Raw genomic sequence first — 22,657 nt, 5'->3', positions numbered from 1 at the left:
TTAAAAAAATCAGGTAAGAAATGCCCTTAAATTTTTAGGAGAATTTAAATGAAAAAAAATGGATACGTTAATTTTAACTTTTTAGATAGCAAACCCAATATAAATAATATATTAGTTGGGCTAGATTTAGACTATTCAAATAAAGTGATAGCGCCAGATGGTCATGAGTTAGCATTGGTTGCTTTTATACCAATTGAAAATCTACTAACTATTGCACCTCAATTTAAAACAGATTTTCAGGATAAGGAATATAAAGATAAAGCAATTTACGTTTTTTCTTATTATGATAAAGAAGATTATTTTCTTGACTACATTACTGAAATTGACGATGCTATTCAAGGATACACTAGAGTTATCGTCGGAGATAAACATCAGTTCAGGTTTAACCTAGATAAATTTTATCCAATTAATCCTATTGAGAATATAGATGAAATGAGTTTTCTAGGAGGACAACCTGAATATTTACAGCAAGAGAGTGATGATTTTCTAGAAAAATATATTTTCATAGGTCAAATCTTAGGAATGGATCTACCTGAAAAAGTAAATGAAATTTTTTATCTAACTGAGAACATCGGATATATTTTTATAAATCGAGATCTATCTGGTGGATTATTTTTCGTACAAACAACTTAAACAAAACTAAAAAGGATTGAATTATGAATGAAAGTATTGAAACAGTATTAAATAGTTTTCTGATGGAAATGTATAAATGGGAAGACAATGCTAATAAGCATATTGATGCAGGCACAGATATTCCTAATGAGATATTGAAACAAACACTAAAGGAAATATACGATAAATACCTAACAGATAAACCAAGAAAAATGGGAAAGTTAGAATGTATGACTGTTAACTACCCTCCAACATTCAATCCGAATAACGAAAAAATCGTTGAAATAGAAGAAAAAGGTAGCTCTATAACTGTAAAAAGTGATGTGCTTTACGCTGGAATGGAAGCACAAAGACTTTATAAATTTAAAAAACAGGCAGGTCTCTGGAAATTAGATAATGTAAAAGAATTTGATAGTTATGATGGGAAATGGTATTCTATACATATCTAAATTAAAGTAATTATAGCAATCCGTAGCCTGAACAAAAACTCTCAGTCCTAAGGAGTATTTTATGAAAATCAAAGAATTAATTGAAAAATTAGAACAAAAAAGTAGCCATCAATTTTTGAAAGCAGTATCAAAACCAGAATTTCCTTTTCCTTTGCCACAAGATTTAGAATTCTTTTATGAAAATTATGAATATGCTATTCTCAATATTGATACTTCTTGTGAGATAAGAATCAGTTCACTTTCAGAATTGCAACCAACAAACCAAATTCTATATCCAGCTGATGATGTTATTTGGGAGGAGTTAGCAGATGATATCAGTAATGATTGGTTCATGATTGCATCTTCACAAGAGTTCAGTCAATATATCAGTATAGACTTAAATGAAAAAAGATTTGGTTTTTGTTATGATAGTTTTATAGAAACTCATGCTACACCTGATGAGTCTCCCATTATTGCTAAATCATTTACAGAACTACTGGAAAAATTGGTTTCAAATGAAAAAGAATGGTTTTGGTTAGATTCTTCTTTTCAAAGCTATGGTGATGCTTATGAAGATGAATAAGTAAGTTGTAGCCCGCATGAAACTTTCAATCCTGACATAGGGCATGTGAGGTACGCACAGGTACACAACTGGACCAACGAAGAAAGCGAAAGCGTCCAACAAGCCCACTACTTCCACTGCGACCAAATCGGCATCCCGAGAGAGATGACCGATAAGGACGGAAATCTGTTGTGGTACGGAGAATACACCGGCAAGGGTCGTCTGAAAGAGGAAACCAAGGTTGCGGATAGCGCATACCAGCCCTTCCGCTTACAGAACCAACCGCAAAAAATATAAAGGAAAATAACCCTTCCCAATGGAAAAAAATCGTAGAAGCTGTTGATGATTTTGTACAAAATCCAAAAAATAAAACCAAATTGAAAGATGTTACTGAAGCAGCTGTCCAAAATTTTCCAAATAACACGAGAGATTTCTCTACTACTTTAAAAGCATTAGGAGGATAAGATGACAGCTAAAATTTTTAAAATAAGAGATTTTTTAAAAAACGGTAGTTTTTTAAAGAATTTCTTAACTGAAAATATATCATGCTTCCTAAAAGAGAACAGTAATGAGTCATTCGGAAAGGATATTGTAATGTATTACTTTTATTTTAAGGGATATGATATATCTTTTATATACGATGAAAGTAAAGGAATACTTAAGGGAGAGCAAATAGAAATCTCTAACCATAAAAAAATTAAGAGTAAAAGAATATCTTCTATATTGACATTTGAAAATTTGAAATTAAGCAAATTAAATGGGGATATACATTCTATATATCAAGATGATGATGAGCTTGTCGTTTTTCTTCAAAATGGATTAAATCTTTACTACAACAAATTCAATAAGAAAAAATTTCTACTTACAAAAATAATTAGCCCAGATGAAAATTCTAGAAAGTTAGTAAAATCCACTATGAATCTATGTTCTAAATATTAAACGTTATAAGGTAAGCGTAACAAACCCACTACTTCCACTGCAACCAAATCGGCATCTCGAGAGAGATGACCGATAAGGACGGCAATTTGCTGTGGTTCGGCAACTACAGCGGCTGGGGTCGTCTGAAAAAGGAAACCAAGGTAACGGATAGCGCATACCAGCCGTTCCGCATACAAAACCAATATGCCGACTATGAGACGGAGCTGCACTATAACTTCTTCAGGTATTACGAGCCTGAGACGGGGCGGTTTGTGAATCAGGACTCAATTGGGTTGCTGGGGGTAGTAACCTTTATCGGTTTGCACCTAATGCGCAAGGATGGACTGATCCCTCTGGTTTTATAGCTATGGCATTAGTTTTCTTACCAGAAATAGGTGCTGCTTTAACTGCTTTAGGGCAAGCTGCACTAACAGCAATTGGCATTGGAGCAGTTTTAAGTCTAAGTGGTGATACTTCAAAAGAGAAAAGTCAGGCTAAAGCACAGGCAAGGGCAGCGGTAAGGGCAGGCGCTTGTCATGGAAACTGTAAAAGTTCCAAAAAGTCTCAGCACGGATATAAAATTTACGATAAAAGAACGGGGCAAATAATGGAATATGGTATCAGCGGAGCAACTAGAACAAAGGTAGATTACTTTAAAATGGAAAATAATTCGCCGAGGATGTTTGCTATATCAGAATTGTATTTGGAATCCTTACTAAATCTCCTATGTAACGAAGGAATAAACGATGATTAAAGAAATTCGCTTACCGCTCAAAGATTACACAAAATATAAAAACATTAGCAAAGGAATGTTTGCTATATCAGAACTATATTTGGTATCTCTACCAAAATTTGATTCAAAAAAAGTTTTTAAATGTAATATTTTCTTGTGTGAGGACCGACAATTTCCAACCAAAGCGAAAATACTGGGTTTTGCTATATCGTACCAATTTTTTGATTTTAAAAAATATCTTTCTTTAAATGAGGAAGATAGAAAGTTCATGGTATTACAAGTTATTCATCAGGGAATGCTAGATATTGCTGCTGATTACAATTGGGATACGGAACCATTGGAAGAAGCTTACCAAAGTTGTTTAACTTCCGATCTAACCTTTAAAAGACAAATCAAAAAGCGCAAGCTAAGTCCGAACAGAAAACAATATTTGTCTTTATGGGCATATTGCGATCAACACTACTTTAAAATTACTTGGATAACATCTGATAAAAAAGGGGAAATAGTTAAGCAGGGTACATTACTGACAGAACAACCATCTTATATCGATATATGGTATAGCTTGAATTTTCATTGGATAGACGACGAACATTTTATTGTTGAGTCCAATTACAAAGGATTGATTTCAGATACTTGGGAAGTTGATATTTCGAATGGTGCAGTCCTAGCAACTTGCTGGTTTTAGCCTGTGTGAAACTTCCAATTTTGACGTGGCGTCTCCGTCACCATCAACGGCAAAGAACTGGTGCGCTATGACTACGACCACTTCGGCAACCTGATCCACCGCGAACTGGCCGACTGAGAAGTGCTGAACTATTTCTACGATTTGCACGACCAACTGGTTAAAGCGAAAATCTTCAAAAAGAACTCGTAAAGCACCTCGCCCAGCTGGAAAAAAACTACAAACACCTCCACCTGGAAAATGTTAAGAAACAATATGATAAGGAATTGTTTATGGAAATTATTTCAATAAATACGTATTACAAAATAGAAGATGATATTCTTACTATTGCATTTGCAGATAGTGACAAACCTAACCCTGATAATTACTTAATCTTGCAAAGAGAAGTTGACGACTTAGAATACTATTATTATGAAATTAATAGTCAACAATATTCAGGAATAGGTGGTTTTAAAAGGGTAGAAATTTATTCCAATAAATTAGTTATCTATTTTCAAGAGAAACAAAAAATTTATCAAAATAGTATTGAAAATCTAATTATTACTTATAAACCTGATAAAAGATTAAATGAATTTATTGAGTATATTTTTGGGGAATCTGATTGCGAAGTCGTAGTTTACTAAACTTAAAAAAATTGACAGCAAAGCTACAATATCTAAAAAAAAATAAAAGGATTAGGAAAATATTGAAGGAAATATCTTTCTATCAAAAAAATTATGGAGGATACTTTTATGTTCAAATTAAAATTATTTCCCGAGGATTTTTTTAATATATGTATTAAGCGTAAAGTAGAAATTAAAAAGTTAGATAAACTTCCTAAGCTGGATAATAACTATTTGTTATTTATTACTAAGTATCAAGAGGTAGAGATAATACCTGATATTTCTCTTTTTAATTATGAAGAGGCTTTAAATGAAAATAGATACTTAGAGTGCAATTATCCCGAAATATCAAGGTGTTTTTGGAGTATTGGACAAGCAGGACAGGGAGATGGATGGTTTTTAAATAAAATAGATAATACCATTTTTCATTATAATCATGATACTGGAGAATATACTAAATCTGGATTTACAGATTTAGGGATAGGTTTCCCACAATTTATCCAGTTAGCTTTCTTATACCGAGATTTAGAACACCTATTAGATGAGGGAGAGACACTTACGGATAATATAAAAACTGAGTTTATATATTCAGTAAATAGTATAAGTAATAATTTGTTTAATGTTTATCCATTTAAGTATTTTTAATTGGAATATTCAATAAATTTATTAAGCAAACCGTAGCCCGCACAAAACCTTCAGTCCTGACGACCCCTTGGCGCAAGTCCACGACTGGACAACCGAAGAAGGAGAAAACCGCCAAGAAACAAACTACTTCCACTGCGACCAAATCGGCATCTCGCGTGAGATGACCGATGATGAAGCTAATCTGGTTTGGTTCGGCGATTATTACGGTTGGGACATACTGAAGAATGAAACTAACATATCCGGAACTGCTCACCAACCCTTCCGCCTGCAAAACTAGTATTGCGACCGTGAAACGGGGCTGCATTACAACTGCTTCAGGTATTACGAGCCTGATGAGGATCGGTTTGTGAATCAGAATCCGATTGGGTTGATGTTTGGGGGCTAAAAAATAATTCTCAGCTGTTGGGAGAAACAATTACTAAATCTACTCGGTGGTCTGGTCGTCAAGCGCATCATAAAATTCCGGTAGAGGTGTTTAATAATTCTCCACTGTTACAACGCCTAGAAAAGCAAGGATTATTTAAACTTAATGGATAAGGTAACAGAATTATGTTACCGGAAACTGTATCTAGAGGGACTACCCGTTCTATACATAAGGGCTATCATAGAGGATATAACCAAGCAATTATGAATATAGTAGATAATATTGATAAAAATCCTAAATGTGATAGAGAAAAGGCTAGAAAAATTTAATCATTACAATCCAAAATTCATAAGGCACTTAAGTCAGGAAGTATGTCTTTATATAAACCGACAACAAAACAAGATTGGATTAATTGCTTAACATAATAAGGAGTAACATTATGAATATAATATTAGGATTTATAAAAAATAATTTATTAGAAGTATCAGGTAATTTTCAAAACAACCAATGGAAAATTATTCAAGATATTTCAGTAGCACAAAGATATGCATATCAGCAGTATGATTTAGAGACTGTTTGGGCGGATTTGCGTGAATCAAACTCACTAATTTTAAAGCTATCTACAGATGAAGATGACAATTTTTGGGATGAATATGCTGTTCCTGTAATTGAAAAAAAATTGAATTCCTTGCACTTAGAGGAGGGATTAAAAGATAGTTTATTTAGTGATATAGATGCCGATTTATTTAATTGTTATTTAAACAACAAATATAAGAAAAATTATCCTATTTGGAACATGATAGAAGATGCTTATTTTAAAGGGTTTTGGCCTTGTGGATGGGAAGGTAAATATCCTGAGGGGAAGCTTGTTGTTTTTAAATTAAACTATGCTTAAATAAAAAACATGATAATCCCCATCTAGATAAAGCACTGAACCCAACGCAAGGTTTTCAGACGATTTTTGTTGTATTGCGTTCAACCGCCACTATACCTACAACAAAGCTGTCAACAAACCCACTACTTCCACTACGACCAAATCGGCATTCCGAAAGAGATGACCGATATCCACGGCAATCTATTGTGGTACGGCGAATACACTGCTTGGCGTCGTCTGAAAAAGGACGAGAGGGTTTATAAGGACGCGCACCAGCCGCTCCGCATACAAAACCAATACGCCGATCGTGAGACAGGACTGCATTACAACTTCTTCAGGTATTACGAGCCGAATGCCGGGCGCTTTGTGAATCAGGATCCGATTGGGTTGGAAGGCGGATTTAACTTTTACCGATTTGCGCCGAATGTTCAAAGATGGATTGATCCACTGGGGTTAGCAAAAAATAGATGGGCTGCTTACTATTCACTACATGGCAATATTTGATAAAGCTGGAAAAATGAAGAATGTAACTGACTTCAAATTCAAATAAGAGGATTATATGAATAAATTTATTTATAAAAAAGATCAAAATTATACTGACCACTGGGAATTTTGCAATCAAAATAAATATCCATTTATTACAATTAATAATATTGATAATGGTTTTAGTGAGCTATTTTTTGACATAACTAATATAAGTAATAAATTAGAAGATATTTCTAATTCTATAAAAGAAATATCTTCTTGCTATAATAATTTTTTTCTAGTTCCTAGCTACATATTAGAAAGATATGAATCTCAATATTATTACTTTAAATTTCCCGTTATAAATACCCACGCAGAACTTATTGCGAACCAGTTATTTGATTATTTACTTGAAAACATAAGTTAAAGCCTACTGTTACTAAAGAAGATCAATCATTTCTACTAAGTCAAAACAATCGAATTAAATTAAGATCTAAATACTTAATAAGCAAGTCATAGTTCCGTATATAGAGAGAGCCTCCTAAAGCACACAGTTAGCTTCATAAAACAAAACGCCGCACTAAACGACCTGACGCAGACCGAGATAGGTAAGACCATAGTAGCATCAGCTTAGGCCGTCAACCGCCACTATACCTACGACAAAGCTACTAACCAGATATCGCCTATCGTGAGGATGGTCGACTAGAATAATCAAAAACAATCCTGCAAGAATTCTTGCAGGATTTTCTTTTATATCAAACCTTCTAGAAGGCCCTTCATAAAGTTTTCAGAGTTGAACTCACCGATATCATCGATTTTTTCACCAAAACCAATTAGCTTAACAGGGATATTAAGTTCCTCACGGATAGCCAACACAACACCACCTCGGGCAGTCCCGTCAATTTTTGTTAAGACTATTCCTGTGACAGGCGTAATTTTAGAGAACTCTTTAGCTTGTACAAGAGCGTTTTGTCCTGTTGAAGCATCAAGGGCTAGGAATGTTTCGTGAGGCGCTTCTGGAACAACACGTTTGATAATACGACCAATTTTTTCCAATTCAGCCATTAAGTTTTCTTTGTTTTGCAGACGGCCAGCTGTATCAATCATGAGAATATCAATACCTTCTGCTACTGCTCGTTCCATCCCATCAAAGACAACGCTAGCTGGATCTGCCTTCTCAGGGCCAGTAACGACAGGAACATCTACACGACGCCCCCATTCAGCTAACTGGGCAACTGCACCAGCACGGAAAGTATCCGCAGCAACAAGCATAACCTTTTTACCAGCTTGTTTGTATCGATTAGCTAATTTACCAATTGAAGTTGTTTTCCCGACCCCATTAACTCCAACAAAAAGCATAACCGTTAATCCATCTTGGAAGTTAATATTTTCATTATAAATGCCGTCCTTTTCATATAGCTCCACCAATTTTTCGATGATAACACGACGAAGGGCATCAGGTTTCTTAGCATTCTCAAGCTTGGCTTCATAACGCAATTCTTCCGTAAGATTTGAAGCCACCTGCACACCAACGTCACTCATGATGAGCAGTTCTTCTAGTTCTTCAAAAAATTCTTCATCGACTGAGCGGAAGTTTGCAAAGAAAGCATTCAAACGGGCACCGAATCCAGTACGCGTTTTCTTAAGACTACGGTCATATTTTTCTTGTTCAGTTTCTTGGACTTGAGGAGTTTCTTCGATTGCTAGATCTTCTTCTACTTCTTCAGAAGTGTCTGCTCCCGTTTCGTCTGATTGAGGCTGAACAATTTCTTCGTCGTCACTATCATTTGAAGGAATCTCTTCAACATGAGTCGATTCCTCTTGAGGACTATCTGCCTCTTGAACTTGATTTAACTCTTCTCGAGAAACCTTCACTTCGTCAACTGATTCGACAATAGTTTCTTCGTCAACATCTGCTTCAAATAAGTCTTCAACATTTTCTTCGGCTACGACAGTCCCATCTTGCTCTTTGACTTCGATATTTTCAGATTCTAGCGTTTCAGTTTGCTCGCTATCATCCGATAAATCAATGTTTTCTAGAGCTTCTTTGACAACTTCTTCAATTTTAGGTTCTTCTATTTTTCCAAATAAACGGTCAAATAATCCCATTCTTTAGTTCTCCTTTAGTACATATTTTTCGATAGCCCAGGCGACAGCTTCTTCGTCATTAGTCATTGGTGTTACCACATTTGCCACAGCCTTAACTGCTGGTACAGCATTTTGCATAGCTACACCGAAACCGGCCCACTCAATCATCGAAAGGTCATTAGCCTCATCTCCACAAGCCATGACTTGACTTCGGTCAATTCCCAGGTGTTCAATTAGTTTAGATAATCCTGTCGCCTTATGAACATTCTTTGGTGACCACTCTAGCAAGAGTTCACGTGATTTAAAAATTTCATATTGATCGAATAATTCTGGTGAAATCTTTTGAATAGCCGCATCCAAAGGTTCCTGAGGAAAGGCAGTCACACATTTATTGTATGTTACCTGACTAGACAAATTTTCAAAAGCAGTTGGAACAAAAGTTAGAGCCGGGTTAAACTGAGCATATAAACTTTCTTGGTCAGACTGAATCTGGTAAACTGTTCCTTCTGAAATTGCATCTAAAGGAATGCCTAGTTTTTCAGTTTCCTCGTAAATACGTGTCACATCATCAATTGAAAAAACTGTCTTATCAAGAATCTCACCTGTATTTTTCTGAACCAATCCACCGTTGAATGTGATAGTATATTCGTCATCATGGCCGTCTGTTCCAAGCTCTTTAAGGAAGAAATCCATAGCCTTGAGAGGACGTCCAGTTGTTAGGACTACTTTGACACCCTGTTCACGCGCAGCCTTTAAAGTCGCCTTGGTACGATCAGTCAATTTCTTGTCTGTCGTCAGCAAAGTCCCATCTAAGTCTAGGGCAATTAATTTAATATCTGCCATTATACCCCCTCCATATAAGCTATAACTGATTGGTCTTTGTGGTGACCGATAACCGTTTCAGCAAGTTCTAAAATCTCTGGACGGGCATTTTCAGGTGCGACTGGATGTCCTACAACCTGCATCATATGAAGGTCATTGAGGTTATCTCCAAAAGCCATCACTTGATCCATATCCAGATTTAACTTCTTAGCTAATTCGACAATCGCAACTCCCTTGTCCACATAATCAAGAACAATGTCGATAGATTCAAAACCTGTCGTCATTGCCTTAACACCAGGAACATGTTCATTGACCCAAGCTTCGCCAGCTTCTACTGTCTCTTCTGTAAAGTTCGTCGTGAATTTGAAGATCTCATCAGTGATATCTTCAAGTTTGGATACTTTTTGAATATTTTCATTGTAATGATGACTAAACATGAGATAGGTTTCATCTACAGTATCTAAAACATAGCAAGCTTTCTTACCAGTCAAGAGCATCTTCCTCTCATCGAAATAAGGTGAAGTCTTTAGCTTTTCAAAAGTTGATAGGTAAAAATCTCTAGGCATGGTCGCTTCATAGAGGTCTTGTCCATGAAAACGAACCAGACTCCCATTTTCGGCGATAAAAATAATTTCATCTTTGACATCCGCAAAATGCTTTTCAAGCGACAAAAGACCACGGCCAGAAGCTACAGCAAAGTAAATTCCTTTTTCTTTATAAGAATGGAGAAGCTTTTTTAACCGCTCCATATCAAATTGGCCAGCTTCATCCAGAAAAGTCCCGTCCATATCAGTTGCGACTAGTTTAATCATAAATACTTCTATTCTCCAGTTGTAAATCTATCTTCTATTATACCATAGAAAAAGTAAAAAAGACCTGCAGGATTGACACGTCCTTGTATTCTATAAATCTATCCGTAGAGCCAATTTTGAAGACCAGGCTGATTTGCTTGCCTTCTTTTATATACAACCTCTCAACACTTGTTTACCAAAGGTCTTGATTAAATTCTATTCTGATAATTAATCAGCTATTGCGTAAAAATTATCAATCTTTGGCTGATACACATTTGTCACAATCAAAATAGCATATAGTTCTTGACATATAGTCTAACATATGAAAAAATACTTGTTGGAGGCTGATAATATGACTGAAAAAATCAAAAACTGGGTTAATATTTGCGTTTTGAAAAATCAGGAAATTTTATTACTTAATAGACAGCACGATAATTTTTCTGGCTGGATTCCACCAGGGGGAAAAGTAGAATTCCCTGAAAGTTTTTTTGAAGCTGCATTACGGGAACTTAAGGAAGAGACTGGACTCACTGCATTAAATCTTGAATTAAAGGGAATTTCAGGCTTTACTAATTCAATTGGTAATGAGAGATTTGTCTTCTATGACTTTTTATGTACTCAGTTTACTGGTGAACTAAGCACATCCGACGAAGGTGAGCCAAAATGGTGGAATCTAAAAGAAATCGATAAAATACCAATGCAAGATGAAATCAGAAAAAGGCTACCGCTTTATTTAAGAAAAGGAAGCTTTGAAAGTATTAACTATTGGGATGATAATAAGAAATGCATTAGTGAAAACAAAACAATTTTATTTGACTAATATTCTCTACGGTATAATCAAGGGTATCTAATAAAAATCATCTACTCTGACAACTTTTCCTTATATCTATAGATAGCTAAAAAGCCTTGGAAACAGCTTATTCCAAGGCTTTCTCTATATTAGTCAGTCGTTATTTAAAATATAAGCCCCTCTCCACACTTTCCTGAATCAAATCTTCCGTCAGTTTCCATAACTCTCCTGATTCACTTTTTATGAACTTTTTCTTTTCTAATACCATGTCTGCACTAATATTATCAGGATTATAATTGAATTCTGACACTTCTAAGTGATTTATCAGTGGTACTAAGGCGTCGATCACTCTTGCATATCTTGCTTCAGCACTCTGCCCTTTTTCAAATTCCAACCACAAATTTTTCATATTCAAATATTTCTCTTCTGGAAGGAGGCTCATTGTTTTTTCTATAGATTCCAACTCTCTATCATGAGAATGAACCTTTTTTTCATCATCAAAAACCCAAGTATCTCCTGCATAAATCTCACCTAAATCATGAATCAATAACATAGGAATAACTTTTTCCATATCCAATTTTTCAGGATAATAATCTTGAAGAACCATTGCAGCTATGGCGCCTTGCCAAGAATGCTCAGCACTATTTTCAAACCTTCCATCAAGAGTTCTATTAAATCTTGTTACTGCCTTTAATTTCTCTATTTCTTTAATAAAATCGACTGAATTCTTTAAATTTCTCATTGTAGCTCCTATCTTATTTAAAATTTTAGATATAATACCAAAAAATATTAATTTCATCAAATATTTCCCATATTTGCAAAAAATAAAATAGCGCCTAATCCATGTAAGATTAGACGCTTGATTAAACTTGTAATTTATAAAATATTTATCAATCGAGTGATTGAACTTTCCTACCATCAATCAATTCCAAGTCTTTTTGTCCATATTTGGCAAAGAGAGCTTAAACTTAATAATACAGAGTCGAATCACAAAACCGACAATTGAGAGAATGATAAAAGCAGTGATTCTTGGAAAGTGAAGGACAAAGGCCAACCAGTAATAAATAACGCCAATTACAAAAGATAGAAGGGCATAGATGTCCTCTTTTAGAACACTTGGAACTTCATTAATCAAGAGATCTCGGATGATACCTCCTCCAGCACCTGTTAAACAGGCCAAAATCCCTGCAGACATCAAGTTCAATTTACTATCAGCTAAGGCTGTAGCTCCAATCAAGGAAAAGATGATTAAACCAATCGAATCAAAGATAAGATAAGCTTCTCTCAGCCACTTATAGAATTTTTTTTCTTGACTAGCATTGGCTTGTTTTGATGTCACAAAGGCATACATAATAACAGCTACAAGGATAGAGACATAAATCGGTCCAGGATCTGCGAGAGCGGAGGGAAAACGACTGATAATAGAATCTCTTAAAATACCTCCACCTACTGCCGTTACAATTGCCAATAAACTAATTCCAAAAATATCTAAACGTTTACCAAATCCTTTGATGGCTCCTGACGCCGCAAAGGCTATAGTCCCAATATAATTACAAATCATTAGGAATAGGTCAAAATCCATGTAAGCTCCTCAATTTATTTTTGTAACCTTTCTGACTTCTTGAAGGTCATTCTACATGCTCTAGTTTGAAATGTTATATTGAAAACAAACTAAGCATCCATATTTTCTAAATCTTTTAGTTTAACAGAGACAATCTTAGAAACACCAGATTCTTGCATAGTTACTCCATAAATAGAGTCTGCAGCAGCCATGGTTCCCTTACGGTGGGTAACAACGATAAACTGACTATCCTTGTCAAATCGGTTAAGATAATCCCCAAAGCGTTTAACGTTAGCTTCATCGAGTGCAGCCTCTACTTCATCCAAAATAACAAATGGAATGGTCTTGACACGAATGATTGAGAAAAGCAAAGCAAGAGCTGACAAGGCCTTCTCTCCACCACTCATGAGGTTGAGGGATTGGATTTTCTTACCTGGCGGTTGAACAGAGATTTCAACACCTGCTGTCAATAAATCTCCCTCGGTCAGGATTAGGTCCGCTTGACCACCACCAAACATCTGCTTGAAGGTCACTTTGAAGGATTCACGAATAGCTTCAAAGGTTGATTTAAATCGTTCCTTCACTTCATCGTTCATCTCTGTAATGGTTTCAAGAAGAAGATTTTTGGCAGAAAGAATGTCATCACGTTGACTATTCAAGAATTCCAAGCGTTCGTGAACTTCGTCAAACTGCTCAATGGCATCCAGATTGACTGGACCAAGTGAACGGATAGATTTTTCCAGATCCTTGACATCTTGTTCAGCGACAGCCAAATCTTCTAATGGATTGGCTTGTTCTAAAGCTTCCGTATAACTAATCTGGTATTCTTCAGTCAGTTGACCTTGAAGATAGCGAAGGCGGTCCGTAATCTTCTCTTTGGTCGCTTCCGCTCGTGTTTGCTTACGAATCCATTCTTCATTATGCTGACGAGCTTGTTCTAAATGACTAGCAATATCATCCAATTGACCTTCAATATCATCCAGCTCAAACTGCTTACGAATAAGCCCTTGTTGAATTTCTTCCTTCTGACTCTTGGCTTCTGCTTCCTGCTTGGTCAAAAGTTCTGTATCAACCTTTTCAAGATTGTCAACCTTTTCTTGGAGAAGCCGTTCGATTTCATCTTGCTCCATATCAAGGTATTCAAGCTCTTTGTTAATCCGTTCAATATCCGCAACTTCATAACGCTTTCGCCCTATCATTTCTGTCTTGCGAAGCCGCTCTTGAGAAAGTTTTTCCTGCAAGTTTTGATAACGTTCTTGAATAGCATTTTTATTGGACTTGATTTCTTCAATTTCTGATTCAAGCTTTTGCTTTTCAGTTGCGATGATTGAAAGACGTTCTTGGCATTTTTCTTTTTCAGCTTGCCAATCTCCACCTCTGAGGTTGTTTAATTCTTTTTCCTGAAGTTCTAAAAGTGTTTCGAGTTCTTCGACTTGCTGGCAAGTTTGTTGATAAGCCAGATATAAGCCTTGCTCCTCTATTCGAGCTTGCTCTCCTTGAGACTTAATAACCTCCAAAGTTTGAGCGAGGGCTGTCAAGCCTTCTTGAAGTGATTTCAGATTTTCTTCCTCTTGACGAAGAATCTTTTCCTCTTGAGCAATCTCTTTTTGCAACTGCTCCAATTCAGGCTTAATGAAAATACTGTTATTTTGACGATTTGCACCACCAGCATAAGAACCACCTGTTCGCAATTCTGTACCATCTAGCGTTACCATTCGAACCTGATAACGTACCTTACGAGCTGCATCACGCGCATGCTCTACCGTATCAAAGATTGCTGTTGTAGCAAGCAGGTTTTTAAAAATAGCTTCATGCTTTGCATCAAAAGTAACCAATTCATCTGCCATTCCAAGAAAACCTGGACTTGAGGCAATCACATCTTGGTTCTGACCAGAAATGCTACGAGCTTTGATGGTTGTCAAAGGTAGGAAGGTCGCACGACCAGCTCGGTTTCGTTTAAGGAAGTCGATAGCCTTAGTCGCAGCCTGTTCGTCTTCAACGATGATATGTTGGCTACTTGCTCCGAGGGCAATTTCAAGGGCTGTTTGATAACGAACATCAAAAGTTAAATGTTCACTGACCGCTCCGACAATACCGCCCAGGCGATTTTTTTCTTGTAGAACACTCTTAACACCCGCATAGAAATTACTATGGTTTTTAAGAATGTTTTCCAGACTTTGCGCCTTGGCCTGCTTGTTTTTCAGACTATCCAAACGGTCAAAAAGTTGACTTTGCTGACTTTGATAAGCTTGCTTTTGTTCTTCTTCCTGTTTAGCATGCGTCTGATAGTCAGCAAGTAAGGTCTGTACTTTTTCTTTTGCTGATTTTAGTTCAGTCTCTTGCTCACTAGCCTTAGACTTAGCAGAAGCTAATTGTTCCTTCAAGGACTCCAATTGTTCTTCTTGCTTTTGAGTCTGTTGGCGACTATTTTCAAGGTCATTCTCAATCCGTGTCAACTGGTTAGAGACATCCGCTTCTTCCTGCAAGAAAGCAACAAAGCGCTCACGCAGTTGCTCAATCATCTGATCAGGATCATCAGAAAATGCTTCTAACTCAGCTTCTAAACGATTGAGCTCCTTGGTATTGACTGCTAGATTTTCTTCTAACTGACTGAGATTTGCTTCTTTTTCTTCCTTCTCTTGAATAAGAGCATTTCTCTTTTCATCCAAACTAGCTAAACGAGCTTGAGCCTCTTGTTGATTGAGAGCAACCTGCTCTGTCTCCAGTTTAGACAAGGCTAACTTACGCTCTAATTCACTGATTAAAGCAGTCAAATCCATTAATGTTGACTGATCTTTTGACATTTCAGCTTGCAAATCATGACGTTTCTTTTTGAGACTTTGATTTTCTTCTTCTAACTCTTGACGCTTCTGATAATAGTTAGTCAACAGTTCTTGGACTTGGTTTAATTCTTCTTCTGTTAGATCCAATTCAGCCTTATTGGCTTGAATTTGTGCAACCAAAACATCCAAGTAGATAGCTTTACGTTGACCGTCTAGTTCTATAAATTTGCGTGCAGTTGCTGCTTGCTTTTCCAATGGTTTGATTTGATTATCCAACTCATAGATGATATCTTCCAAGCGGTCTAAATTGTCTTGAGTTTGTTGAAGTTTGCTTTCCGTCTCTTTACGACGAGTTTTATATTTCAAGACCCCCGCCGCTTCTTCAAAGATAGCACGGCGTTCCTCAGGTTTAGAGTTAAAGATTTCTTCGACCTTCCCTTGGGAAATAATGGAGAAGGAATCACGTCCAAGTCCGGTATCTAAGAAAAGATCATGAATATCACGAAGACGGACTTTTTTCCCATCAATCTTGTATTCACTATCCCCAGTACGATAGATATGACGCTCCACCTTGATTTCCTGTCCTGCATCCTTGATGAAACCGTCCTGATTATCTAGAGTAACAACTACAGAAGCATAGTTTAATGGTTTTCTACTTTCTGTCCCTGCAAAGATAACATCAGGCATCTTCCCACCACGAAGACTTTTGACACTGGATTCCCCAAGAGCCCAGCGTAAACTTTCTGTGATGTTAGATTTTCCAGAACCATTGGGTCCTACAACTGCTGTTACTCCTTGGTCAAAAACAACCTTGGTCTTATCAGCGAAGGACTTAAATCCCTGAATCTCAATTTCTTTTAAATACATGAATCCAGTCCTTCCTCAACTGCATTTTTAGCGGCTTCTTGTTCGGCCAATTTTTTAGATCGTCCTTGACCCCTACCTAAACTTTGCCCCTCGACAAGGACTTCAACCTCAAACATCTTATCATGGGCAGGTCCGATCTCTGAAATGACCTGATAACGAATATCGACATCACCATTGACTTGGAGTAATTCTTGGAGATGAGTCTTGTAGTCTTTAATCATCTCAAAGTCACCGGCCTCAACCTTAGGTATCATGACCTGGTAGATAAACTCTTTTACCGTAAGTAGATCCTTATCTAAAAGCAGGGCACCCAAAAAGGCTTCGAAAGCATCTCCCAAGATGGTATCTCGATTACGGCCTCCAGATTTTTCCTCTCCCTTACCTAGCTTGATAAACTGGTCAAACTGGCAGTCGCGAGCAAAACCAGCTAAACTCTCTTCACGTACAATCATGGCACGGAGTTTAGACAGGTCACCTTCTGGTTTTTTAGGATATTTTTTGTACAGATATTCTGAAATCAATAATTGCAGAACAGCGTCTCCTAAAAATTCCAAGCGTTCATTGTGTGAAATTTTTAAGAGGCGGTGCTCATTGGCATAACTAGTGTGAGTAAAAGCTGTTTCAAGTAATTGTTTATCTGAAAAAACAAGCCCAAAACGTTGCTCTAACACGGTTTCTAATTCTTTCATAAGAACCTCTTTCTAAAACATTATAATACACTCCATTATACCAAAAAATAGAATCATAGTCAGAAAATAACCGTTAAAAGTCCTTTTTCTGACTTGTGTTTAAAATCAATCCATTACTAGCAGTTCAAGCTATTTTTTGGTATAATAAATCTTATGGAAATTGAAAAAACCAATCGAATGAATGCTCTGTTTGAATTTTATGCAGCCCTTTTGACTGATAAGCAGATGAACTATATCGAGCTCTACTATGCAGACGACTATAGTTTAGCTGAAATTGCAGAAGAGTTCGGTGTCAGTCGTCAGGCTGTTTATGATAATATCAAACGAACGGAAAAGATTCTGGAAGACTATGAGATGAAGCTCCATATGTACTCTGACTACATTGTTCGCAGTCAGATTTTTGATCAGATCATTGAGCGCTATCCAAAAGATGCTTTTCTCCAAGAGCAAGTTGAGATTTTGACCAGTATTGATAATAGGGAGTAATCATGGATAATCTTGTTGTCTATAAAGGAATACCTTGTAAACTATTAGCTGCAGAGCCCCCCTTCCCTACAATACTACAAATTCTCTCACCTGATTCTATCCCCCAAGCCCTTAAAGAAGGATTTAGCTGTTGGGGATATCCAAATGAAATCATGAAAGAGGTCACTCCCGAAGAACTAGAGTGTTTGCAAAATTTCGGACGATTTCCACTGAATTGAATAAATAGGAGAAAAATAATGGCATTTGAAAATTTAACAGAACGTTTGCAGAACGTCTTTAAGAATCTACGTAAAAAAGGAAAAATCACTGAGAGTGATATCCAAGAAGCAACCAAGGAAATTCGTCTGGCTCTTTTAGAAGCCGACGTTGCTTTGCCAGTGGTTAAGGACTTTATAAAGAAAATTCGTGAACGCGCGGTCGGGCATGAAGTCATTGATACCCTCAATCCAGCTCAACAAATCATCAAGATTGTCAATGAAGAGTTGACGGAAGTTCTTGGTTCTGATACAGCTGAGATTATCAAGTCTCCTAAGATTCCTACAATCATCATGATGGTTGGTTTACAGGGTGCTGGTAAAACAACCTTCGCTGGAAAACTTGCTAACAAACTTAAAAAGGAAGAGGATGCTCGTCCTCTGATGATTGCGGCCGACATCTATCGTCCTGCAGCTATTGACCAGCTTAAAACACTAGGACAACAAATTGATGTTCCTGTCTTTGCTCTTGGAACTGAAGTTCCTGCAGTGGAGATTGTTCGCCAAGGTTTGGAGCAAGCTAAAGCCAACCATAATGACTATGTCTTGATTGATACAGCCGGTCGTTTACAAATCGATGAACTTCTCATGAATGAGCTCCGTGATGTCAAAACTCTAGCTCAACCAAATGAAATTCTTCTTGTCATCGATGCTATGATCGGTCAAGAAGCTGCTAACGTTGCGAGAGAATTTAACGCTCAATTAGAAGTTACCGGTATCATCCTTACCAAGATTGATGGGGATACTCGTGGTGGTGCGGCCCTTTCTGTTCGTCATATCACAGGAAAACCAATCAAGTTCACTGGTACTGGTGAAAAGATTACCGACATTGAAACCTTCCACCCTGACCGTATGGCCAGCCGTATTCTCGGTATGGGGGATATGCTGACTCTGATTGAGAAAGCTTCCCAAGAATACGATGAGCAAAAAGCCCTTGAAATGGCTGAAAAGATGCGGGAAAACACCTTTGATTTCAACGATTTCATCGATCAGTTGGATCAGGTGCAAAATATGGGGCCGATGGAAGATTTGCTCAAGATGATTCCTGGTATGGCCAACAATCCTGCCCTTCAAAATATGAAGGTGGATGAAAAACAGATTGCTCGCAAACGTGCCATCGTCTCATCTATGACTCCTGAAGAGCGTGAAAATCCAGATTTGCTTACTCCAAGCCGTCGTCGTCGTATCGCTGCTGGTTCTGGTAATACCTTTATCGATGTCAACAAGTTCATCAAAGACTTTAACCAAGCCAAACAACTCATGCAAGGTGTCATGTCTGGTGACATGAACAAGATGATGAAACAAATGGGCATCAACCCTAACAACCTTCCTAAAAACATGCCTGGTGGCATGGATATGTCCGCCCTTGAAGGCATGATGGGACAAGGTGGTATGCCGGATATGTCTGCTCTTGGAGGAGCCGGAATGCCTGATATGAGCCAGATGCTTGGTGGAGGTCTCAAGGGTAAAATCGGTGAATTTGCCATGAAGCAATCCATGAAACGTATGGCCAACAAAATGAAAAAAGCTAAGAAAAAACGCAAATAAAAAGGACTCAATTGAGTCCTTTTTTATTGTTCATTTCTAAGTTTCTCCAAGGTTTGCTTGAATATTTCTGGAATATCAGCAGTAAATTCCAGCGTTTCCCCAGTTCTTGGATGGGTAAAACCTAGCGTCTTAGCATGGAGAAATTGCCCATGTCCTTTCAAGGTTTTACGAGGACCATAAACCTCATCCCCAGCGACAGGATGACCGATATAAGCCATGTGCACACGGATTTGATGGGTCCGTCCTGTTTCCAGTTGTAATTCCAGTAAGGTATAGTCTCCAAAGCGTTCCAAGACTTGGAAACGTGTCACTGCCGGTTTTCCTTTAGCAGTCACAGCTTGTTTCTTGCGGTCTTTTTCGCTACGACCAATCGGTGCCTCAATGACACCTCGATCATTGGGAAGATTACCGTGAACAATGGCCCAATATTTTCGAAGAGATTTCTTGTCTTTCAATTCTTGAGCCAGTGCCATGTGAGCTTCATCATTTTTAGCAATCATGAGAAGCCCAGATGTGTCCTTATCGATACGATGGACAATCCCTGGACGCAGCACACCATTGATACCTGATAAGTCTTTAATATGATACATAAGGGCGTTTACTAAGGTACCACTGGTATGACCAGCACTTGGATGAACAACCATACCTTGAGGTTTGTTGACTACTGCTACATCCTCATCTTGGTAAATGATTTCTAAAGGAATATCTTCAGCTACATACTCCAAAACCTCTGGTTCGGGAATTTGATAGGTGATGACATCCCCCTCTTGGACCGTATACTTGGCTTTCTTAACATGGCCGTTGACCAAGACTTGACCAGACTTGATTTGTTCATTGGCGAGACTACGAGACAATTCTGTCAAATCTGACAAAGCCTTATCTAGGCGTATCCCACCCGTTTCAATTTTAATTTCCATTCATTTCCTCTTTTAGCATTGCAAGTAATAACACAACGACCCCTACTGTCAGATAACTATCAGCCACATTGAAAATCGCAAAATTGACAAAGTCTAAGTGAAACATATCCACGACAAATCCTTGGCCAATGCGATCAATGAAGTTTCCTAGACCACCTGCAATAATCAGAACCAATCCAAAGACTATCCAGAGGGAATCCTCTATGTGCTTGTGCAAATACCAGATAGCTCCTGCCATAACTACTAGAGTAATCACCGCAAAAAACCACTGTTGATCTTGAAGCATGGAAAAGGCAGCCCCTCTATTTTGCAGATAGGTTAAACTAACTAGATTTGGAATCCATGATTTAATTTCACCTAGAGCAATATTATGAACGACATAAGCTTTTACCAATTGATCTAATACAATCAAGGCTGCTATGATTCCTGCTACTATTCCTCTTTTTTTCATGCTTTCCTCTTCTGATCAAAATACTCTTGCATAACTTCTACAAATAAGGTTCCCGCTGGGCTCAAGTCTACTTCCTCACGTTTCACATAAACCATGCGATTATTGAGATTATCATCTAATGGAATAACCGTAATTCCGTTGACACTATCGCTATCCAAGAATCCAGAACCAGTCGCATAAGCATTTGTTCTTTCAAGAATTCCATTTAAGGTAGCACGGTCAGTTACATTAAACATTTGAGAGCTAGCACTTGTATCCACAAAGTTTTCTGAGTAATAGAGATATTCATCCTTCTCTTGTGTGAAACGAACTGTTGGCAAATCAACTAAATCCTCCATAACCAACTCTTTTTTCTTGGCTAAAGGATGTCCTTCACGAAGATAGATATGCGTCTGGAAAGGAATCAACTCAATCACTTCAAGGCCTAACTTTTCAACCCGTTGCATGATACCCTTTTGGTTTTGATTGTTGAGGTAAATAATCCCAATCTCACTATGACCTTGGGCTACTTCATCCAAAATCTGAACAGTTGTAGATTCAAAAATACGGAAATTTTTATAGTCTGGGTACCGTTGAGAAAAAGTTGTGATAGTCGGTGGCAAGAAATCATAGTGCTGGCTGGCTATTGAAAACTCATCCTTTTCCTCTTCAGGATTGGCATACTGGTTCTGGAAAATATCAAATCCTTTAACCAACTCTTGGGCCTTTTCATAAAATTCCATTCCACGACGAGTAAGAAAGGTACCCGAACTAGTTCTGCGGAAAATCTTGAATCCTAGCTCTTTCTCCAGATCTCTTACAGAAATAGATAGACTGGGTTGGCTAACGTACATTTTCTCAGCCGCTTCACGAAAAGTACCACTATTTGCAATAGCAACAACGTAGCGTAATTGTTGAATATTCATGACTTCTCCTTCGGTTTCTATCTTATCATTATACCATAAATAAAGCCTATCCAACAAAGGAAAATCATGAGACAGTTACTTCTAAAAAAGGCAAACAAAAAAACACCTTTAAAGCTAGACCCAAAATCCAACTAAAAAGGGGTGTTATCAAATGCGATTATTTAGCTGCTGCGTAAAGCTCGTCTACTTTGTTCCAGTTAATCACTGAGAAGAAAGCTTTGATGTAGTCAGGACGAACGTTGCGATATTTCACGTAGTAGGCATGTTCCCAAACGTCCAAACCTAAGATTGGTTTTTTACCTTCTGAGATTGGTGTATCTTGGTTTGCTGTTGAAGTCACTTCAAGCTTACCTTCTTTGTTAACAACCAACCATGCCCATCCAGAACCGAAACGAGTTGTTGCTGCTGCAGTGAATGCTGCTTGGAATTCTTCGAATGAACCAAATGTTGCATCAATTGCTGCTGCAAGTTCTGCTGAAGGAGCTGTCTTTTCAGGAGTCATCAATTCCCAAAAAAGAGCATGGTTCAAGTGGCCACCACCATTATTGATAAGAGCTTGACGAATATCTGCAGGGATAGATTCAACATCTGCAAGCAAAGCTTCAAGGTCTTCACCAATTTCAGGGTGTTTTTCAAGAGCTGCGTTTGCGTTGTTGACATATGTTTGGTGATGTTTGTCATGGTGCAAGTGCATTGTTTCAGCATCGATGTATGGTTCCAATGCATCGTAAGCGTATGGAAGATCTGGTAAGATAATAGCCATCTGTAATACCTCTTTTTCTTTCTATATAAAAATGATAACGCAAACAACCTTTTTTTT

Annotated in this window: 31 protein-coding genes; 20 read left to right on the top strand and 11 right to left on the bottom strand. The window is 37.5% G+C overall.

Annotated elements, in window-relative coordinates:
* The first annotated feature begins 48 nt into the window (after nucleotides 1–48).
* The 16 genes from HMPREF9423_RS05215 (at nucleotide 49) to HMPREF9423_RS05160 (ending at nucleotide 7,312) form a co-directional block, all read left to right on the top strand.
* The gene (locus HMPREF9423_RS05215; RefSeq protein WP_006148278.1) at nucleotides 49–633 is read left to right on the top strand and encodes a hypothetical protein; all 585 of its coding nucleotides are present in this window, start codon (nucleotides 49–51) and stop codon (nucleotides 631–633) included.
* Nucleotides 634–656: 23 nt separating this feature from the next.
* Nucleotides 657–1,061 carry an NTF2 fold immunity protein gene (locus HMPREF9423_RS05210; RefSeq protein WP_006148277.1) on the top strand — a complete coding sequence of 135 codons (405 nt, stop codon included), beginning with the start codon at nucleotides 657–659 and terminating at the stop codon, nucleotides 1,059–1,061.
* A 61-nt stretch (nucleotides 1,062–1,122) separates the two neighbouring features.
* Nucleotides 1,123–1,623 carry an SMI1/KNR4 family protein gene (locus HMPREF9423_RS05205; protein WP_006148276.1) on the top strand — a complete coding sequence of 167 codons (501 nt, stop codon included), beginning with the start codon at nucleotides 1,123–1,125 and terminating at the stop codon, nucleotides 1,621–1,623.
* Nucleotides 1,624–1,767: 144 nt separating this feature from the next.
* Nucleotides 1,768–1,899 (top strand): hypothetical protein, encoded by a 132-nt coding sequence (locus tag HMPREF9423_RS12810; RefSeq protein ID WP_006155648.1) that lies wholly within the window; start codon nucleotides 1,768–1,770, stop codon nucleotides 1,897–1,899.
* 168 nt (nucleotides 1,900–2,067) lie between these two features.
* On the top strand, nucleotides 2,068–2,541 hold the full coding sequence (locus HMPREF9423_RS05200; RefSeq protein WP_006148274.1) for a hypothetical protein: 474 nt from the start codon (nucleotides 2,068–2,070) through the stop codon (nucleotides 2,539–2,541).
* Between the two features lie 65 nt (nucleotides 2,542–2,606).
* Nucleotides 2,607–2,885, top strand: a complete 279-nt coding sequence (locus HMPREF9423_RS12485; RefSeq protein ID WP_006148273.1) for an RHS repeat domain-containing protein — start codon at nucleotides 2,607–2,609, stop codon at nucleotides 2,883–2,885.
* A gap of 2 nt (nucleotides 2,886–2,887) precedes the next feature.
* On the top strand, nucleotides 2,888–3,274 hold the full coding sequence (locus tag HMPREF9423_RS12480; protein ID WP_006148272.1) for a hypothetical protein: 387 nt from the start codon (nucleotides 2,888–2,890) through the stop codon (nucleotides 3,272–3,274).
* Complete coding sequence (locus HMPREF9423_RS05185) at nucleotides 3,267–3,938, top strand: hypothetical protein (protein ID WP_006148271.1); 672 nt, start codon at nucleotides 3,267–3,269, stop codon at nucleotides 3,936–3,938. Before HMPREF9423_RS12480 ends, HMPREF9423_RS05185 begins: the two co-directional genes overlap by 8 nt.
* A gap of 269 nt (nucleotides 3,939–4,207) precedes the next feature.
* Nucleotides 4,208–4,558, top strand: a complete 351-nt coding sequence (locus tag HMPREF9423_RS05180) for an Imm10 family immunity protein (protein ID WP_006148270.1) — start codon at nucleotides 4,208–4,210, stop codon at nucleotides 4,556–4,558.
* Nucleotides 4,559–4,666: 108 nt separating this feature from the next.
* Nucleotides 4,667–5,182: a hypothetical protein gene (locus tag HMPREF9423_RS05175; protein ID WP_006155659.1), complete on the top strand. Its 516-nt coding sequence runs from the start codon at nucleotides 4,667–4,669 to the stop codon at nucleotides 5,180–5,182.
* A gap of 160 nt (nucleotides 5,183–5,342) precedes the next feature.
* The gene (locus tag HMPREF9423_RS12805; protein ID WP_414391897.1) at nucleotides 5,343–5,459 is read left to right on the top strand and encodes a hypothetical protein; all 117 of its coding nucleotides are present in this window, start codon (nucleotides 5,343–5,345) and stop codon (nucleotides 5,457–5,459) included.
* A gap of 21 nt (nucleotides 5,460–5,480) precedes the next feature.
* The gene (locus HMPREF9423_RS12800) at nucleotides 5,481–5,567 is read left to right on the top strand and encodes a hypothetical protein (protein ID WP_420902914.1); all 87 of its coding nucleotides are present in this window, start codon (nucleotides 5,481–5,483) and stop codon (nucleotides 5,565–5,567) included.
* A gap of 164 nt (nucleotides 5,568–5,731) precedes the next feature.
* A complete protein-coding gene (locus HMPREF9423_RS12585) occupies nucleotides 5,732–5,875 on the top strand; it encodes an AHH domain-containing protein (protein WP_233419426.1) in 144 nt (47 codons plus the stop codon).
* 110 nt (nucleotides 5,876–5,985) lie between these two features.
* Nucleotides 5,986–6,441: a hypothetical protein gene (locus HMPREF9423_RS05170; RefSeq protein ID WP_006148267.1), complete on the top strand. Its 456-nt coding sequence runs from the start codon at nucleotides 5,986–5,988 to the stop codon at nucleotides 6,439–6,441.
* Nucleotides 6,442–6,507: 66 nt separating this feature from the next.
* Complete coding sequence (locus tag HMPREF9423_RS05165; RefSeq protein ID WP_420902912.1) at nucleotides 6,508–6,924, top strand: RHS repeat-associated core domain-containing protein; 417 nt, start codon at nucleotides 6,508–6,510, stop codon at nucleotides 6,922–6,924.
* A gap of 55 nt (nucleotides 6,925–6,979) precedes the next feature.
* Nucleotides 6,980–7,312 carry a hypothetical protein gene (locus HMPREF9423_RS05160; protein WP_006148265.1) on the top strand — a complete coding sequence of 111 codons (333 nt, stop codon included), beginning with the start codon at nucleotides 6,980–6,982 and terminating at the stop codon, nucleotides 7,310–7,312.
* A gap of 323 nt (nucleotides 7,313–7,635) precedes the next feature.
* Here the strand turns inward: HMPREF9423_RS05160 and ftsY are convergent, their stop codons facing one another.
* From ftsY to HMPREF9423_RS05145, 3 genes are read right to left on the bottom strand one after another with little or no spacing between them, the layout of a single operon-like run.
* Nucleotides 7,636–8,994, bottom strand: a complete 1,359-nt coding sequence (ftsY, locus tag HMPREF9423_RS05155; protein ID WP_006148264.1) for a signal recognition particle-docking protein FtsY — start codon at nucleotides 8,992–8,994, stop codon at nucleotides 7,636–7,638.
* Nucleotides 8,995–8,997: 3 nt separating this feature from the next.
* Complete coding sequence (locus HMPREF9423_RS05150; protein ID WP_006148263.1) at nucleotides 8,998–9,816, bottom strand: Cof-type HAD-IIB family hydrolase; 819 nt, start codon at nucleotides 9,814–9,816, stop codon at nucleotides 8,998–9,000.
* A complete protein-coding gene (locus HMPREF9423_RS05145) occupies nucleotides 9,816–10,607 on the bottom strand; it encodes a Cof-type HAD-IIB family hydrolase (protein ID WP_006148262.1) in 792 nt (263 codons plus the stop codon). Before HMPREF9423_RS05145 ends, HMPREF9423_RS05150 begins: the two co-directional genes overlap by 1 nt.
* 331 nt (nucleotides 10,608–10,938) lie before the next feature.
* Here HMPREF9423_RS05145 and HMPREF9423_RS05140 point away from each other — a divergent pair, with 331 nt between their 5' ends.
* Nucleotides 10,939–11,406, top strand: coding sequence for an 8-oxo-dGTP diphosphatase (locus tag HMPREF9423_RS05140; RefSeq protein ID WP_006155645.1), 468 nt, complete (start codon nucleotides 10,939–10,941; stop codon nucleotides 11,404–11,406).
* Between the two features lie 130 nt (nucleotides 11,407–11,536).
* Here HMPREF9423_RS05140 and HMPREF9423_RS05135 read toward each other — a convergent pair whose 3' ends face one another.
* From HMPREF9423_RS05135 to rnc, 4 genes are all read right to left on the bottom strand, one after another.
* The gene (locus HMPREF9423_RS05135; RefSeq protein WP_006148260.1) at nucleotides 11,537–12,118 is read right to left on the bottom strand and encodes an HD domain-containing protein; all 582 of its coding nucleotides are present in this window, start codon (nucleotides 12,116–12,118) and stop codon (nucleotides 11,537–11,539) included.
* Nucleotides 12,119–12,298: 180 nt separating this feature from the next.
* Nucleotides 12,299–12,958, bottom strand: coding sequence for a trimeric intracellular cation channel family protein (locus HMPREF9423_RS05130; protein WP_006148259.1), 660 nt, complete (start codon nucleotides 12,956–12,958; stop codon nucleotides 12,299–12,301).
* Nucleotides 12,959–13,047: 89 nt separating this feature from the next.
* Complete coding sequence (smc, locus tag HMPREF9423_RS05125) at nucleotides 13,048–16,587, bottom strand: chromosome segregation protein SMC (RefSeq protein WP_006148258.1); 3,540 nt, start codon at nucleotides 16,585–16,587, stop codon at nucleotides 13,048–13,050.
* Nucleotides 16,578–17,276 (bottom strand): ribonuclease III, encoded by a 699-nt coding sequence (gene rnc / locus HMPREF9423_RS05120; RefSeq protein WP_006148257.1) that lies wholly within the window; start codon nucleotides 17,274–17,276, stop codon nucleotides 16,578–16,580. Before rnc ends, smc begins: the two co-directional genes overlap by 10 nt.
* Before the next feature lie 153 nt (nucleotides 17,277–17,429).
* Here rnc and HMPREF9423_RS05115 point away from each other — a divergent pair, with 153 nt between their 5' ends.
* Genes HMPREF9423_RS05115 through ffh form a run of 3 tightly spaced genes read left to right on the top strand, consistent with a single transcriptional unit; the run spans nucleotide 17,430 to nucleotide 19,564 of the window.
* Nucleotides 17,430–17,762, top strand: a complete 333-nt coding sequence (locus HMPREF9423_RS05115) for a putative DNA-binding protein (protein ID WP_006148256.1) — start codon at nucleotides 17,430–17,432, stop codon at nucleotides 17,760–17,762.
* Between the two features lie 2 nt (nucleotides 17,763–17,764).
* Nucleotides 17,765–17,980, top strand: a complete 216-nt coding sequence (locus tag HMPREF9423_RS05110) for a hypothetical protein (RefSeq protein WP_006148255.1) — start codon at nucleotides 17,765–17,767, stop codon at nucleotides 17,978–17,980.
* An 18-nt stretch (nucleotides 17,981–17,998) separates the two neighbouring features.
* The gene (gene ffh / locus HMPREF9423_RS05105; RefSeq protein WP_006148254.1) at nucleotides 17,999–19,564 is read left to right on the top strand and encodes a signal recognition particle protein; all 1,566 of its coding nucleotides are present in this window, start codon (nucleotides 17,999–18,001) and stop codon (nucleotides 19,562–19,564) included.
* Between the two features lie 23 nt (nucleotides 19,565–19,587).
* Here the strand turns inward: ffh and HMPREF9423_RS05100 are convergent, their stop codons facing one another.
* The 4 genes from HMPREF9423_RS05100 to sodA all read right to left on the bottom strand — a co-directional run bounded on the left by HMPREF9423_RS05100 (nucleotide 19,588) and on the right by sodA (nucleotide 22,600).
* Complete coding sequence (locus HMPREF9423_RS05100) at nucleotides 19,588–20,481, bottom strand: RluA family pseudouridine synthase (RefSeq protein WP_006148253.1); 894 nt, start codon at nucleotides 20,479–20,481, stop codon at nucleotides 19,588–19,590.
* On the bottom strand, nucleotides 20,471–20,932 hold the full coding sequence (gene lspA, locus HMPREF9423_RS05095) for a signal peptidase II (protein ID WP_006148252.1): 462 nt from the start codon (nucleotides 20,930–20,932) through the stop codon (nucleotides 20,471–20,473). Before lspA ends, HMPREF9423_RS05100 begins: the two co-directional genes overlap by 11 nt.
* The gene (locus HMPREF9423_RS05090) at nucleotides 20,929–21,837 is read right to left on the bottom strand and encodes a LysR family transcriptional regulator (RefSeq protein WP_006155650.1); all 909 of its coding nucleotides are present in this window, start codon (nucleotides 21,835–21,837) and stop codon (nucleotides 20,929–20,931) included. Before HMPREF9423_RS05090 ends, lspA begins: the two co-directional genes overlap by 4 nt.
* 157 nt (nucleotides 21,838–21,994) lie before the next feature.
* Nucleotides 21,995–22,600 (bottom strand): superoxide dismutase SodA, encoded by a 606-nt coding sequence (gene sodA / locus HMPREF9423_RS05085; RefSeq protein ID WP_000974733.1) that lies wholly within the window; start codon nucleotides 22,598–22,600, stop codon nucleotides 21,995–21,997.
* Nucleotides 22,601–22,657 lie beyond the last annotated feature (57 nt).

Source organism: Streptococcus infantis ATCC 700779 (genome assembly GCF_000187465.1).
Classification (GTDB): domain Bacteria; phylum Bacillota; class Bacilli; order Lactobacillales; family Streptococcaceae; genus Streptococcus; species Streptococcus infantis.
Note: the sequence above shows the minus strand (reverse complement) of the source record. Positions and strands in the feature narration are given on the sequence as shown.